General features: G+C 66.4%; 12 protein-coding genes. 5 read left to right on the top strand and 7 right to left on the bottom strand.

What is annotated here, in order from left to right:
- Positions 1 to 33: 33 nt before the first annotated feature.
- On the bottom strand, positions 34 to 999 hold the full coding sequence (locus tag RAH39_RS04130) for an IS3 family transposase (protein WP_306591277.1): 966 nt from the start codon (positions 997 to 999) through the stop codon (positions 34 to 36).
- Positions 882 to 1,217: a DUF1153 domain-containing protein gene (locus RAH39_RS04135; protein ID WP_306590246.1), complete on the bottom strand. Its 336-nt coding sequence runs from the start codon at positions 1,215 to 1,217 to the stop codon at positions 882 to 884. Before RAH39_RS04135 ends, RAH39_RS04130 begins: the two co-directional genes overlap by 118 nt.
- A gap of 220 nt (positions 1,218 to 1,437) precedes the next feature.
- Between RAH39_RS04135 and RAH39_RS04140 the strand changes: the two genes are divergently transcribed.
- Positions 1,438 to 2,022: a YdeI/OmpD-associated family protein gene (locus RAH39_RS04140; RefSeq protein WP_306591540.1), complete on the top strand. Its 585-nt coding sequence runs from the start codon at positions 1,438 to 1,440 to the stop codon at positions 2,020 to 2,022.
- 235 nt (positions 2,023 to 2,257) lie between these two features.
- Complete coding sequence (locus tag RAH39_RS04145) at positions 2,258 to 2,608, top strand: DUF2200 domain-containing protein (protein WP_306591541.1); 351 nt, start codon at positions 2,258 to 2,260, stop codon at positions 2,606 to 2,608.
- Positions 2,609 to 2,876: 268 nt separating this feature from the next.
- Here the strand turns inward: RAH39_RS04145 and RAH39_RS04150 are convergent, their stop codons facing one another.
- The 5 genes from RAH39_RS04150 to RAH39_RS04170 form a co-directional block, all read right to left on the bottom strand.
- On the bottom strand, positions 2,877 to 4,325 hold the full coding sequence (locus tag RAH39_RS04150; RefSeq protein ID WP_306591542.1) for a di-heme oxidoredictase family protein: 1,449 nt from the start codon (positions 4,323 to 4,325) through the stop codon (positions 2,877 to 2,879).
- A 64-nt stretch (positions 4,326 to 4,389) separates the two neighbouring features.
- A complete protein-coding gene (locus RAH39_RS04155; RefSeq protein ID WP_306591543.1) occupies positions 4,390 to 5,526 on the bottom strand; it encodes an imelysin family protein in 1,137 nt (378 codons plus the stop codon).
- Positions 5,527 to 5,555: 29 nt separating this feature from the next.
- On the bottom strand, positions 5,556 to 6,839 hold the full coding sequence (locus RAH39_RS04160) for a hypothetical protein (protein ID WP_306591544.1): 1,284 nt from the start codon (positions 6,837 to 6,839) through the stop codon (positions 5,556 to 5,558).
- A 283-nt stretch (positions 6,840 to 7,122) separates the two neighbouring features.
- Positions 7,123 to 7,944 carry a nitrilase-related carbon-nitrogen hydrolase gene (locus RAH39_RS04165; protein WP_306591545.1) on the bottom strand — a complete coding sequence of 274 codons (822 nt, stop codon included), beginning with the start codon at positions 7,942 to 7,944 and terminating at the stop codon, positions 7,123 to 7,125.
- Between the two features lie 174 nt (positions 7,945 to 8,118).
- A complete protein-coding gene (locus tag RAH39_RS04170; RefSeq protein WP_306591546.1) occupies positions 8,119 to 9,186 on the bottom strand; it encodes an NAD(P)/FAD-dependent oxidoreductase in 1,068 nt (355 codons plus the stop codon).
- 122 nt (positions 9,187 to 9,308) lie between these two features.
- On the opposite strand from RAH39_RS04170, the gene RAH39_RS04175 reads away from it, so the two are divergent.
- From RAH39_RS04175 to RAH39_RS04185, 3 genes are all read left to right on the top strand, one after another.
- Positions 9,309 to 9,707, top strand: coding sequence for a hypothetical protein (locus tag RAH39_RS04175; RefSeq protein WP_306591547.1), 399 nt, complete (start codon positions 9,309 to 9,311; stop codon positions 9,705 to 9,707).
- A gap of 67 nt (positions 9,708 to 9,774) precedes the next feature.
- A complete protein-coding gene (locus RAH39_RS04180; protein WP_306591548.1) occupies positions 9,775 to 11,157 on the top strand; it encodes a TolC family protein in 1,383 nt (460 codons plus the stop codon).
- A gap of 10 nt (positions 11,158 to 11,167) precedes the next feature.
- Complete coding sequence (locus tag RAH39_RS04185; protein WP_306591549.1) at positions 11,168 to 12,463, top strand: efflux RND transporter periplasmic adaptor subunit; 1,296 nt, start codon at positions 11,168 to 11,170, stop codon at positions 12,461 to 12,463.
- Positions 12,464 to 12,491 lie beyond the last annotated feature (28 nt).

Here is a 12,491-nt window from a genome sequence, read left to right on the forward strand (position 1 = left end):
GCTCCCCTGATTGTTGGACAAGTTTGAGGGTTATCAGGCAGCGGGTTGGGGGTTGAGGAACGCCTCTCGGGGCGTCCGGTAGGCCAAGGCCTGGTGGGGCCTCTGGGTGTTGAAGTGGTCGATGTATCGGGCGATGACGGCGCGGGCTTCGCGGATGTCCTGGAACCGGTGGAGCCAGGCGCACTCTTCCTTGAACGAACGGATGAACCGCTCGCACAAGCCGTTCTGCTCGGGGGTATAGGGCGTGATGTATTCCTGCTTCAGGCCGTAGTCCTTGACCAGAGCCCGGTAGGCCCGGGAGCCGAACACGAGGCCATTGTCATGGCGGAGGGCGAGGCCCGGCGGTGCGCCGTGGGTCCATCCGAACCGGTGGATCAGGGCTTCTTCCAGAGCGCGTTCCGCATTCTGGGCCCTGGCCGTTCGATCCAGGCTCCAGCCCAGGACTTCGCGGGTGCAGCAGTCCAGGACGGGCACGAACGCGCACCAACCATCAACCCCGCATTCCACCAGGGCGATGTCCGTGGACCAGCGCTGGTTGGGGAACGGGGCAATGGATTTCGACCCCGGCACCCTTGGGCGCTTCCCCACGGCCCGCTGGCGGCAGCTCCAGCCCTTGATCCGCATGAGGCGGTGGATCTTCTTGCGATTGGTGGACTGACCCAGGCGATACCTCAACCAGGCCCATACCCGCCGGATGCCGAAGGTCGGGTGGGCCTGGATGATCTCGTGGACGGTCCTGGCCAGGGCCTCGTCCACCGGGCGATGCAGCTTCTCCACCTTGGGCTGGTGGTAGACCGTGGAGCGCGGCACACCGAGCACCCGGCAGAGGCGAGTCATCGGGATCTCCATCCCCGCCTCCAGCACATCGCACCGCACCGCATTCACGAGATCCCTTCCGGCAAGTCCTTGCCGAGAATGCGATGCGCTTTTTTTAGGATGTCCACCTCCAGCGCCAGCTCGCCGACCTTGGCTTGCAGGCGCTGCTTCTCGGCCTCCCACTGGGCCTCGCGGTCCCGTGGGTGGGTGCGCAGGGCCTCCGTGCCCTGGCTGAGGAAGTCGTCCTTCCACTGCTCCAACTCGGCCACGGTCAGCCCGTGCTGGCGGGCGGCATCGGCGGCCGTGATCTTTCCCTTGATCAGGTCCAGAACGACGGCGGCCTTCCTTTTGGCCGTCCATCGCTGGATATTCCCTTCGGGGAGGGGTTGGGTTTGGGACATAGGGGTTCTCCTGGTGAAGGACCTGAGCCCTCCGGAGCCGCCGCGCCAGGGTGCTTCGCTTCGGTCGGCCTACGGCCTCCCATCGCTTCGCACCCTGGCGGCTGGATATCATCCTTCTCGGCTCCTTATTGCCTGTCCAACCTCAGAGGGGGACGGAATATTCTCCGCTAATCGTCTTCGCTGCGGCTGGTCCGGTTAGCTTCATTCGTTAGGCCTTGCCATGTTACTCACGACCACGCTTGAACCTAAAACTCGGAAGGCTTGGCGCAACTGGCTTGAACAGTATCACGCTAAAGAAAAGGAGATTTGGCTGGTTTTCACAAAAGCCCATGTGGGTCAGCCAGCTTTTTCTTATAAAGATGCCTTGTCGGAGGCCCTTTGTTTCGGCTGGATCGACGGGGTACGCCAGCGAATCGACGACGAGAAGTATGCCCAACGTTTTTCCCCACGAACGAAGTCCTCTAAATGGTCCGCGGTCAATCTCTCGCTGGCCAAAGAACTGCAAGTGGCGGGGCTTCTCGCACCGTCCGGCGTTGCTTCACTCAGCCACGCGGAGTGCTCCCAGGCTGATTCCAGCAATCCCTCTGAACCTTTCCCCCCTGTCTGGTTTATGACCGCCATTCAGGCCGACCCCGTTGCATGGACCCATTTCCAGAACTTGCCTCTCTCCCATCAGCGGCGGTATGTCGGCTGGATCTCAGCGGCCAAGCGCGACGATACGCGAGGAAAGCGGATTTCCGAAGCCATCAGCCTCCTCAGAGAAAACAAGCGCCTCGGGTTGGGCCCAGGGGAAGTGCGGAAATGATTCTCCGGCTCCCGACGGACCTGACCCGGTGCTCGACTTGGGCCCTATCGCTACGCGCCAGTGTCCTCCAACCATTCAGCGCCTGTGTCCCCGCGATAATGGGCCGGTTAGCTTCATTCGTCAGGTCTTGATAAGTAGCGGTAGATCCTGTTCATTCATCATCGGGCTGGAACCTGAGGTGCTTCCGTTCGTTGGAAATCCGGAAACAAGATTTACCCAATCATCTGAGGTTGCTATGTCGACACGCCCCATCTCACAATTGCTGTTCACCACCGTCTATCCGCTCTACGTGCAAAAGGCAGAGCGCAAAAACCGCACAAAGGAAGAGGTGGACGCGATTATCTGCTGGTTGACGGGCTACACCCGTGATGACCTGGTTCGCTATGCGAACGTCAACATCAATTTCCAGGCCTTTTTCGACCAGGCGCCGGCGATCCATCCCAAGAGTTCGGAGATCAAGGGCGTCGTGTGTGGCGTTAGAGTGGAGGAGATCCAGGATCCCATTACCCAAAAAATAAGGTGGCTTGACAAGTTGATCGATGAACTTGCCAAGGGAAAATCCATGGATAAGATTTTGCGCTCATGACCTGCGGCGGGATGGATCGCCTTCCTTCATCGGACGTTGTCGGAGCTTTGCAGCGGCTTCCCAGGTTCAGATCCTAGTCATTCCTGAATGCCAAGGCATCCGTCGGCCGATTCTCGCGCATGGGGAGAATTCGAGCTCCTGATCGGTGTTTATCCGTATTCATCGGCGGCTTATTCTTGCTTTTCAATTTATAAACAATTCGAGGAAGGCTTGGAGGGCCTTCCCCGAATCCTACGCATGTCCCAGTAGACTGATTTTCGGTTGTTGTTTAGATCGCTTCCAAGAACTTGATCAGCGCTGCCCGCTGGCTCTTGGTCATGTTTCGGAAGGCTTCGCGGGAGGCGGTGCCTTCTCCGAAGTGCCAGAGGATGGCTTCTTCGAAGTTCCTTGCGCGGAGGTCGTGGAACATGTCGGTGTGGTTGGCGGCGATCTTCATCAGGCCACGGCCCCAGAGGGGGGTGGTCCGGAACAGGCGGGTGCGGCCTTTGTTCTCCTCGCCCATGTCGTGCATCAGGAGGTCGGTGTAGGGCCAGATCTTCTGGTTGGAGTAGCCGGGCATGGCGGCGTAGGTGCCGGTGGTCCAGGAGGGCTTGTGGCACTCGTTGCACTTGGCGCTGAAGAACAGGTTCTTCCCTTCCTTGACGGTGGCGTCGTCCAGGTTCCGGGCGGCGGGCACGGCCAGGCCGCGGTGCCAGATCATGAAGTCCTTCACGTCGCTCTGGGTGATCTCTTCCGGCTGGTCGGCCAGGAGGTCCGCGGCGCCCGCCGCGTCGACGATGCCCAGCTCCAGCATCTTGTTCACCCACTCGGGCGTGAGGTAGTTCTTGGGCTTGTCCTTCCGGGTGAGGTTGAAAATGCTGTAGAGGGCGTTGATGCCGGGGCCGTTTTCCAGGGTGGCACGGGCGCAGTTGAACGTGAACTTGCCGAGGTGCGGCTTGCCGTCGAAGGGCTCGGTGATCCACGGTCCGTGCTGGCCCTTGATGGAGCCCGGCGCGGCCTGCTGCCGGTCGTATTCGGCCATGATCGTCTCGTCGGCGATGGCGTCCAGCAACGCGGTGCCCGGGATTCCAATGGTCGCTTCCAGGCTGACCCGGTAGTTGTTGGGCAGCGGCAGGATGCAGTTGACCAGGGAGGCGGTCGGGGAGATCAGGGTCCCCTGGTACGGGAGGCCTTCGTTGTAGGGCGTGCCGTCGGGGTACTTGTTGTTGTAGGCGTCGACGAAGAGGTTCCAGGCGACGTCCACGCGCTCCACCGGCGGGATGAAGGGCGCGACGGCGTGGGTCTGCAGCATGTTGGTGAAGCCGGTGCAGATGCTTCCATCGGGGTTGTGGACGAACACGAGGTAGCCGTTGCCGCTCTCCACGTTGAGGTCGGTCTGGCGCCGGCCGCGCCCATAGCCGGGGTGGCAGCTCACGCAGCTCTTCCGGATGTAGACGGGTCCGAGGCCCGAGAAGGGCGTGCCGTTGCCGATGACGTAGGGCGTGTCGAAGAACGCTTCGCCGCGGCGGAAGGCCGCCAGGTCGGTGACGGCGGGGGAGGGCTGCTGATAGCAGCTGGCGGTGGTGTTGAAGACGGTCCCCATGAGCCCGCCCGCGTAGTATTCCTCGGACAGGGCGGCGGGGGGCGCGGCGGGCTTCGCGTCGTCGGACGAATTGCAGGAGACCAGGAGGAGCGGGCCCAGGCACAGCGGAAGCAGAAGGCGCTGATCAAGTTTCATAGCAGAATCCCATCGAGGAAAAGGGAGGGCGGGCCCAGGTTCGGCTCCGCCCTCCTGGATCGCGTTAGATGAGTGCCCGGACCTTGATCAGGGAGGTCCGCAGGTCGTTGCAGGCCGCGATGGCGGCCACCACCTTGGGATCGGTCGCGCTGAGGCGATCCTCGAAGCGGCCCATGGCGCCGATGGCGGTGATGGCGGCGGAGATGCGGGTGCGGATTTCGGCATCCAGCCCCGAGTTCTTCGCGGCCACGAACACGGTCAGCCCCTTGTTGCGGGTGCTTGCGTCCACGCCGCCGAGGTAGGTGTTTTCGACGCTGCGGATGTTGTTCTGGAAGTCGAGGGTGGAGTTCCAGCTGTACCAGGATTCCACGTCGAGGATGTTGCCGGTCGCGGCCGGGCCGGCGATCTTCGCGTTGCCCACTTCCTCGGAGATGTCGATGCAGCCCTGTAGGACGGTTCCCAGGGCGGCCGCGGGGGAGGAGAACCGGCTGACCGCGCTTCCCTGTCCGGCTTTGATCATCTCGTCGCTGTAGGGGAGGCTGGGAATGGAGATGCCCGCCTGGGTCAGGAACGCCTGCTTCTGGGCGGAAACCTTCGTGAAGCCGGCCCAGCTGGCTTCGAGCGTGATGGAGTCGTCCCTCAGCACTTCGGAAACCGCCTTCACGTAGGTGATCTCGGCGGCGGAGGGCAGGCCCGCGTTGGCCGCCGTCCGGGGCGCGCCGTTGCGGAAGAGGACGTACTCGATGGCGTGGAAGCCCTTGAGCGTCTCGTCGTAGTTGTTCCTCACGTAGGCGGCGTTGAAGCCCGTGATGGACCCGTTGGCGATCTTGGCCAATTCCTGGTCCAGCTTGTTCTTGTCCAGAGGCCAGGAATCCAGGGCGGGATCGAGGCTGTAGTAGTCCGCGGGGCCGAACAGGAAGGCCTCGCTCTTCTCCCACTGCTCGCGGGTCGCGGCCCAACGGTCGCAGGCGGTCTGCACGTCGGCCGCGGTGATGCCGGGGCCGAAGGTCTGGCAGGCCGCCGCCAGGGCCGTGGCCTGGTCCGACATGCTGCGGTAGGTGGGGATCACGGTGGTGTTGGTGAAACCATCCAGTAGGGACACGGTGTCGACGGGGGTCTCCGCCGTCTTGGAACTGCTGCTGCAGGCCAGGCCGAACACCAACGAGACTGCGGCCAACGGGGCGAAATAGCGTTTGTGCATGATGAACTCCTTCAATGGGTGAAAAAGGGTTAGAACATTCCTGCGAACATCACTCCAAGCGAAATGGTGTTTTCGGATTTATAGGGTTCTTTGAAAATGCGCTTTGAATATTCGCCCTTCAAAACGATCTTGTCGGTGGCGAAATAGTTGAAGCCGGCGGTGGCGACCTTCCTGGAATAGCGGGAATCCGCGAGGATCCCGGGTTCCGTTTTCTGCATGGAGTTGTAGTACTCGTACCGCACGAAGGGGTAGAGCTGGGAAGGGCCGCGCCCGTAGAACACGTCGTAGCCGGCTTCGATTCCGTAGGTCGTGGCGCCCGACGCCACGTTGTCCCGGGGCGAGGCCGACAGCCCCGGCAGGGATTTGTTGATGGCCGAGATCTCCTTGGAATCCCCCAGGCTTCCGAAGACGGAATTCACCCGCACGATCAGGCCGTGCTTGTTGTACTGCGCGTCGAAGGCGCCGATGGTGACGTTGCCGTCCAGCCCCTTGTACCGGTCGTACTTCAGGCTGTTCGCGGCGCTCTGGCCGGCATACCCGCTGAGCGCAAGGGAGAGGCCGTCCAGGGGGCGGTGCTCCACGCGGAAAGCGGCCGCCCAGCTGGAGGCGATGTTGTATTCGTAGGGCGACCCGCTGCCGCCCTTGATCCACTGGGACGACCCGAAGCCTTCCGCGCGGAGGCCGTTGACCAGGAGGATCTGATATTTGAAATGCTTCGTCTTGCCCCAGAACTCGATGCCGTTCTCGTGCCAGGTGAGGGGCAGGATCCGGTTCTCGCCTTCCGGCCGCAGCACGGTGAAGTACTGGTTCGGCAGATGGTTCGAATTCGTGCGGCCCACGGGGACGACCAGATGGCCGAAGCGGACATGGGCCCGGTCGGAAAAGGTCTTCTCCAGCCAGAACTGCTCCAGCACCACCTCGCCGCCGCGCTCGATCTCGTGTTCGAATTCGCCCGCCTCCTCGTTCTCCATTTCCAGCGCGGAGCCGGAGCCGCCGTGCTCGAATTCCACTTCGGTGGAGAACTTCCAGCTGTTCCCGAAGTCGTAGGAGGCGAACAGCACGAAATGCGGGATATCGGTGATCCCGCGGTTCTCCTTGCCAAACTTTTCCGGGTAGTTGTAGCGGTTCACGTCCGCCGAATAATCGAAGTGCTGGTACACCAGCTCGCCATATCCGCCCAGGATCAGCTTCTTGGCCGGACCTTGCGGTTCGTCCGCAAAAAGGTGGGGAGCGCACAGGAATACGGGCGCGAGCAGCGATAAACGGGCAAAGCGAGTTCTGGGGCCCTCATAAGGGCCTCTCGGCTTTTTCATGTTCAGGTTCCTTCCCAGGCCTTGGATCAGGCGGAATCGTCGTGCGATTGCGGAGGATTTAGGAGGCTGGTCAATAGAGAATGAGACCGAGTCTTAATATCCTCTTGCCGTGTTGGGCATACAAGACCGAGGGGTTGGGATGTGATTTCAATCACCTGATGAATTAAATCTATGGCCCGGCCTTCCCGCCGAGGCGGGCATATCCCGGCGGCCGAACGCGGAAAAGCTCCGGCCCCGCCTCGCGAAAGGGCCGGCTTCCCCGCGTCCGGAAGGCGCGCCGAATTTAGCTCCGGGGCTCGCCCGGGGAAGGGCGCTCCAGCCCCATATAGACTTCCGGCCTCCGGTCCCTCAGCGCCGGGAATCGTTCGCGCCAGGCCCTGAGGGCGGAAAGGTCGATGTCGCCCACCACCAGGCCTTCGGCGGCGTCGCCCTTCGCGACGGCTTCGCCGAAGGCGTCGTGGATGGCGGAGGCACCGGGATAGTCGAGGCCGAGGGCATCGCGTCCCACGCGGTTGGCGCCGCACACGGCCATCTGGTTTTCGATGGCCCGGGCGGCGAGGAGGGTGGACCAGGCGGAGATCCGCCGCGCAGGCCAGTTGGCGGGGATGAAGACGATCTCGGCGCCTTGGGCGGCCAACGCGCGGAAGGGCTCGGGGAAGCGCAGGTCGTAGCAGATCTGGAGGCCGCAGGGGACGCCGTCGAGCTCGAACACGGGGCAGTCGCCGCCGCCGGTGTAGTGCTGATGCTCCTCGCCGTAGGAGAAGGGGTGGATCTTGCGATAGGCCGCCACCAGGGCGCCGTCGGGTCCGGTGACGAAGGCGGCGTTGCGCGGGTGGGGCGCGTGGGCCTCCACCGCGGAGCCCACGAGGTAGAGCCCGAATTCGCGCGACAGCGCGGCTACGGCGTCCGTGGTGGGGCCGGGAATGGATTCGGCGAAGGGCTCCGGCGCCATGGTGAAGCCCAGCGTGAACAGCTCCGGAAACACCGCCACCCGCGCCCCCGCCCGCGCCGCCGCCTCCGCGAAGCCCCGCGCCCGGGTCAGGTTCGCCGCCGGGTTCTGCCAGACCGTAGCCTGCTGGACGAGCGCGACGCGGAGCATGGTCATGGAGAGATCCTAGAGGACAAAGCAACCGCGAAAGACGCGAAAAGGCGCGAAAGGGAAAAAGAAGAAAAGGATCACCGCCAAGGCGCCAAGAACGCCAAGAAATGGCACCGTTGGGGTTCTCGGCAGCCATCCTTTTCTTTTTTTCGCGCCCTTTTTGCGTCTTTCGCGGTTACTTCAGCTTTTGAACCGGGCGGGGTCCAGCGGTCCCGCGGTGGTCTTCCGCAGGTAGCAGTCGGCGGCGAGCTGGCCGACGGCGAGGCCGCTGGTCATGCCGTGGCCGCCGAGGCCGGCGGACCAGAAGAGGCGGGGGTTCCAGGGGTCCCAGCCGATGGCGAAGCGGCGGTCGGGGACGAAGGTCCGCAGGCCGGTCCAGTAGCGGGTGACGGGGCGGTCCGCGAGTTCCGGCGCCAGTTCCCGCAGGCTGGCGTAGAGGCCTTCGAGCACGGTGGGATCCGTATCCGGCTGGCGTCCGCGCGGGGGCAGGGGCGCGGCGGCCTCCTCGCAGGGGCACATCAGGACGCCGCCGCTTTCGGGGCGCAGGTAGAAGGGGCGGTCCACCCACCAAGCCCAGGGATCCTGCTGGGCGTGGGCGGCGGCGCTCCACACCAGGGAGCGGCGGAGGGGCGTGAAGGCGAGCTGCGATTCGGCCTGGGCGCCCAGTTCTCCGGCCCAGGCGCCCGCGGCGATGGCGACGGTCTTCGCGCGAAGGGGGCCGCGGTCGGTGTCCAGGTCGAAGCCGTCTTCCGTCGGCCGCAGGGCGGTGACCGCGCAGCCGAAGCGCAGATCCGCGCCGCCGGCCCGGGCGCCCTCGGCGCAGGTCCGCAGGAGCCCCGCGATGTCGATGACGCCATCCGCGGGGATCGCCAAGTGCTCCGCGGCCTTCAGGCCGGGCAGGGGGATGCCCGCGCCGCGGTGGACCTCCACGCCATGGCGGGCGGCCTCGGCCTCGAAGGCGTCGAGGGGGCCGGCTTCCGCGCTCACCAGCAATCCGCCGCCCTCGGTCATCAGGCCCGCTTCCGCGAGGCGGCGGCGCCCTTCCACCGTGAGGGCCGTGTGCTCGTCCCGGCCGGTGAGGGACCGCGCCACGGCGGCATTGTGCCCGCTGGCGTAGGTGCCGGGCTGATCCTCCCGCTCCAGGAGGACGATGCCGCGCTGGCCCGCCCGGGCCAGGTGGAAGGCGAGGCTCAGGCCGGCGATCCCGCCGCCGATGATCACCACGTCCGCCGATTCCGCCGCGCCCATGCGTTCATCCTAGCGCCCCGGGCCTCTCCCCACGGGACGCCGCGGACCCTGTGACATCGATCAAGGATTCCGTGTTTCCACACGGGTGGCAGGCCTATCATGGGGACTTCGGAGGTTCCTCCGTGCGGTCGATCCTGCGCGCCATCCTGGCCGTCGCGCTGCTCCTGGGCGGCGGGGCGGGGGACTGGGCGCCGGCGGCTTCCCGGGCGGCGCAGGCTCACGATTGCTGCTGCGGAGCGATGCCGCCCGCCGGAGCCGAGGACGCCTGTCCCTGCCCGCGGCCCGAGAATTCCCGCACGCCGCTCCGGGGCGCCTCTTCCGAGCGGTCCACGGTGGCCGTCCAGGCCGCCCTTTCGCAGACGGAACAGGCCGAGCGCCGCGCCGAACCCCGGCCCGAGCCCGCCGGCTGGGACCGTGCCGCCGTGCCGATGGCCGGATCCGCCCTCCTGCCCACGGAGGGTCGGGGGCGCGACCCCGATCTGGGGCGGCATCTGGCCGCGTTGAGCACCTTCCGGATCTGACCGGAACCGAGCGAAGCCATGCCTGCCCGCGGGGCGGGCCGTTCCCTCGTTTCCTCTCGGAGATCCCATGCGCGCCGCGTTGCGCCTGGTCCCGGCCCTGGTGCTCGCCGCGCCGGCCGGGGCGCAGGTCCCCCTTCCCGAATCCCCCTCTCCCGATCCCGTCCTCGAGGGCCTGCTGGCCGAGGCTCTGGGAGCCCATCCCGACCTCCAGAAGGCGGAAGCCGCGGTGCGGATGGAGCAGGAGCGCGTCCCCCAGGCGGGCGTTCTGCCCGATCCGTCGCTGTCCCTGGGCCTCCAGAACGACGGGTTCAAGGAACTGATGATCGGCAAGATGGAGACCAGCTATTACAGCGTGGCCTTCACCCAGCCCTTCCCCTGGCCCGGCAAGCGGGGCCTGCGGAAAGAGGCCGCCGCCCTCGGGGTGGACCTGTCCGAGGCCTCCCGCCGCCGCGTGCAGCTCGGGCTGGAGGCGGACGTGCGCCGGGGCTACGCGGCGCTGCTGCTGGTGCGGGACCAGAAGCGGCTGCTGGACCAGCAGGCGGTGTTCCTGGAACAGGCCGAGCAACTGGCCCGCACCCGCTACGAGGTGGGGCAGGGAACCCAGGGCGACCTCCTCCGCGCGCAGTTGGAGCGCACCCGCCTTCAGCAATCCGCCTGGGCGCTGGAGGCGGAGGAGCGCACCGCCCTGGCGGTCCTGAACCGGCTGCGGCAGCATGAGCCCGCCGATCCCATCGCCACCGCTTCCCTTCTCGCCGACCTGCCGGAACCCGCGCTCCTGGCCCCTGCGGACGTGGAGACCCTCAGCCCCGAACTGGCGGGCGCCCGTGCCGGCGTGCGCCAGACGGAAAAGCTGCTGGACCTGGCGAAGCTGGACCGGCGGCCGGACTTTGCCGTCACCGCCGGGATCATGCCCCGGGGCAGCCTGGAGCCCATGTGGCAGGTGGGGGTGAGCATCTCGCTGCCCATCTACGGCCGCCACAAGCAGCAGCGGGCGGTGGCCGAGCACGAGCACCACCGCCAGGGGCAGGGCGCCGAGGTGGAATCCGTCCGCACCCTCCTCCGCCAGCGCACCGAGGAGCGCGCCATCCAGATCCAGCTCCTGCGCCGCACCCGGGACCTCTACCGCCAGGGCCTGCTGGTGCAGAGCGAGGCCGCTTTCAAGGCGGCGCTGGCCCAGTACGAGGGCGGACGCGGCGCCTTCCTGGGGGCCCTGGAGGCCCTGAACGGCTGGGTGGGCGACCAGGGCGCCTATCTCCAGGCCCTGGCCCAACTCCAGGCCCAGCACATCGCCCTGCGGGAAGCCGCCCTCGGCCCCACCGCGCCCGTCACCGGCGGCGCCCTCGCCTCGGCCAGCCTGACCGGCGCCGCCGCCATGCCGTCCGCTTCCCGATCCGCCTCCGCCAAGGCCGGCCAAGCCTCCGAGGCCGGCCCCGCTTCCATGAAGATGTAGGAGATCCGCCATGACTTCCGATCACCCCTCGTTCGACGCGCCCGCCCGCTCCGGATCCCCCCTCCGCACCCTGGGCCTCGTGGCCCTGGGGCTGGCGGCCGGGGTCGGCGGCACGCTCCTCCTGCGGCCCGCTTCCAGCCACGCCCATCTCCCGGAGGCCGCGGCCGCCCCCAAGAAGCAGATGTTCCACTGCCCCATGCACCCCCAGATCATCCAGGACCATCCGGGCACCTGCCCCCTCTGCGGCATGGACCTGGTGCCCATCGAGGGGAACGGCGAGGCCGGGCCAGGACTGGAAGGCCACGCCGCGGTCACCATCGACGCCGAGCGCCAGCAGTTGATCGGCCTGCGGACCGAGACGGCGGCGGAAGGCCAGGTCGGCGGCGAATTGAAGACCCTCGGCCGGGTGGCCGTGGACGAGACCCGGGTCCGCAAGGTGACCGTGAAGGTGGAGGGCTTCGTGGAGAAGCTCTTCGTGGACTTCGTGGGCAAGCCCGTGGCCAAGGGCCAGCCGCTGTTCAGCTTCTACAGCCCCGAATTCGTCAGCGCCCAGCGGGAGTATCTGCTGGCCCTGAAGACGCAGAAGGCCCTGTCCGGCGGCACGCTCCAGCAGTCGGGGGGCGACCTGCTGGAGTCCGCCCGGCGGCGGCTGCTCCTGTGGGACGTGCCGCAAGAAGCGCTCGATCGGCTGGAGCGGACCGGCGAAATCCAGCGGGCCCTTACCCTCCGCAGCCCCATCTCGGGGGTGGTGACCGCGAAGAACGTGGTGGAAGGCGCGCGGCTCACGCCCGCCGACGTGCCCTTCGAGATCACGGACCTCAGCCGGGTGTGGGTCCTCGCGGACATCTACGAGGCGGAATTGGGGCGCGTGAAGGCGGGGCTCCCCGCGGAACTGAGCCTTCCGGCCGCCGCCGGCAAGGCGCTGCAGGGCCGCATCGCCTTCCTGGATCCCGTGATGGATCCCAAGACCCGCACGGCCAAGGCCCGTCTGGAGTTCGCGAATCCGGGCGGCATCCTCAAGCCCGAGATGTTCGGGGACGTGACGATCAAGGGGCAGGCCCGCAAGGGGCTGCTGGTGCCCCTGGACGCGGTGCTGGACGCGGGCGCCACGAAGGTGGTCTTCGTCGCCCTGGGCGGCGGGAAGTTCGCGCCCCGGGAAGTGACCACGGGCACCACCACGGGCGAGAAGGTGGAGATCCGCTCCGGCCTGGCCGCCGGCGACCAGGTGGTCGTCCGGGCCAACTTCCTGGTGGATTCCGAATCGCGCCTCAAAGCCGCCCTGGCGCAGCTGACGCACAAACACTGATTTGGATCGCCACGGATGAACACGGATG

The organism is Geothrix sp. 21YS21S-4 (genome assembly GCF_030845995.1).
Lineage (GTDB): Bacteria > Acidobacteriota > Holophagae > Holophagales > Holophagaceae > Geothrix.

Excerpts from the sequence above, each read along its gene's own strand:
- RAH39_RS04180 (WP_306591548.1), top strand. The coding sequence starts at position 9,775 with ATGCGCGCCGCGTTGCGCCTGGTCCCGGCCCTGGTGCTCGCCGCGCCG.
- RAH39_RS04145 (WP_306591541.1), top strand. The coding sequence starts at position 2,258 with ATGTCGACACGCCCCATCTCACAATTGCTGTTCACCACCGTCTATCCG.
- RAH39_RS04150 (WP_306591542.1), bottom strand. The coding sequence starts at position 4,325 with ATGAAACTTGATCAGCGCCTTCTGCTTCCGCTGTGCCTGGGCCCGCTC.
- RAH39_RS04155 (WP_306591543.1), bottom strand. The coding sequence starts at position 5,526 with ATGCACAAACGCTATTTCGCCCCGTTGGCCGCAGTCTCGTTGGTGTTC.
- RAH39_RS04165 (WP_306591545.1), bottom strand. The coding sequence starts at position 7,944 with ATGACCATGCTCCGCGTCGCGCTCGTCCAGCAGGCTACGGTCTGGCAG.
- RAH39_RS04185 (WP_306591549.1), top strand. The coding sequence starts at position 11,168 with ATGACTTCCGATCACCCCTCGTTCGACGCGCCCGCCCGCTCCGGATCC.
- RAH39_RS04140 (WP_306591540.1), top strand. The coding sequence starts at position 1,438 with ATGTTACTCACGACCACGCTTGAACCTAAAACTCGGAAGGCTTGGCGC.
- RAH39_RS04170 (WP_306591546.1), bottom strand. The coding sequence starts at position 9,186 with ATGGGCGCGGCGGAATCGGCGGACGTGGTGATCATCGGCGGCGGGATC.
- RAH39_RS04160 (WP_306591544.1), bottom strand. The coding sequence starts at position 6,839 with ATGAAAAAGCCGAGAGGCCCTTATGAGGGCCCCAGAACTCGCTTTGCC.
- RAH39_RS04135 (WP_306590246.1), bottom strand. The coding sequence starts at position 1,217 with ATGTCCCAAACCCAACCCCTCCCCGAAGGGAATATCCAGCGATGGACG.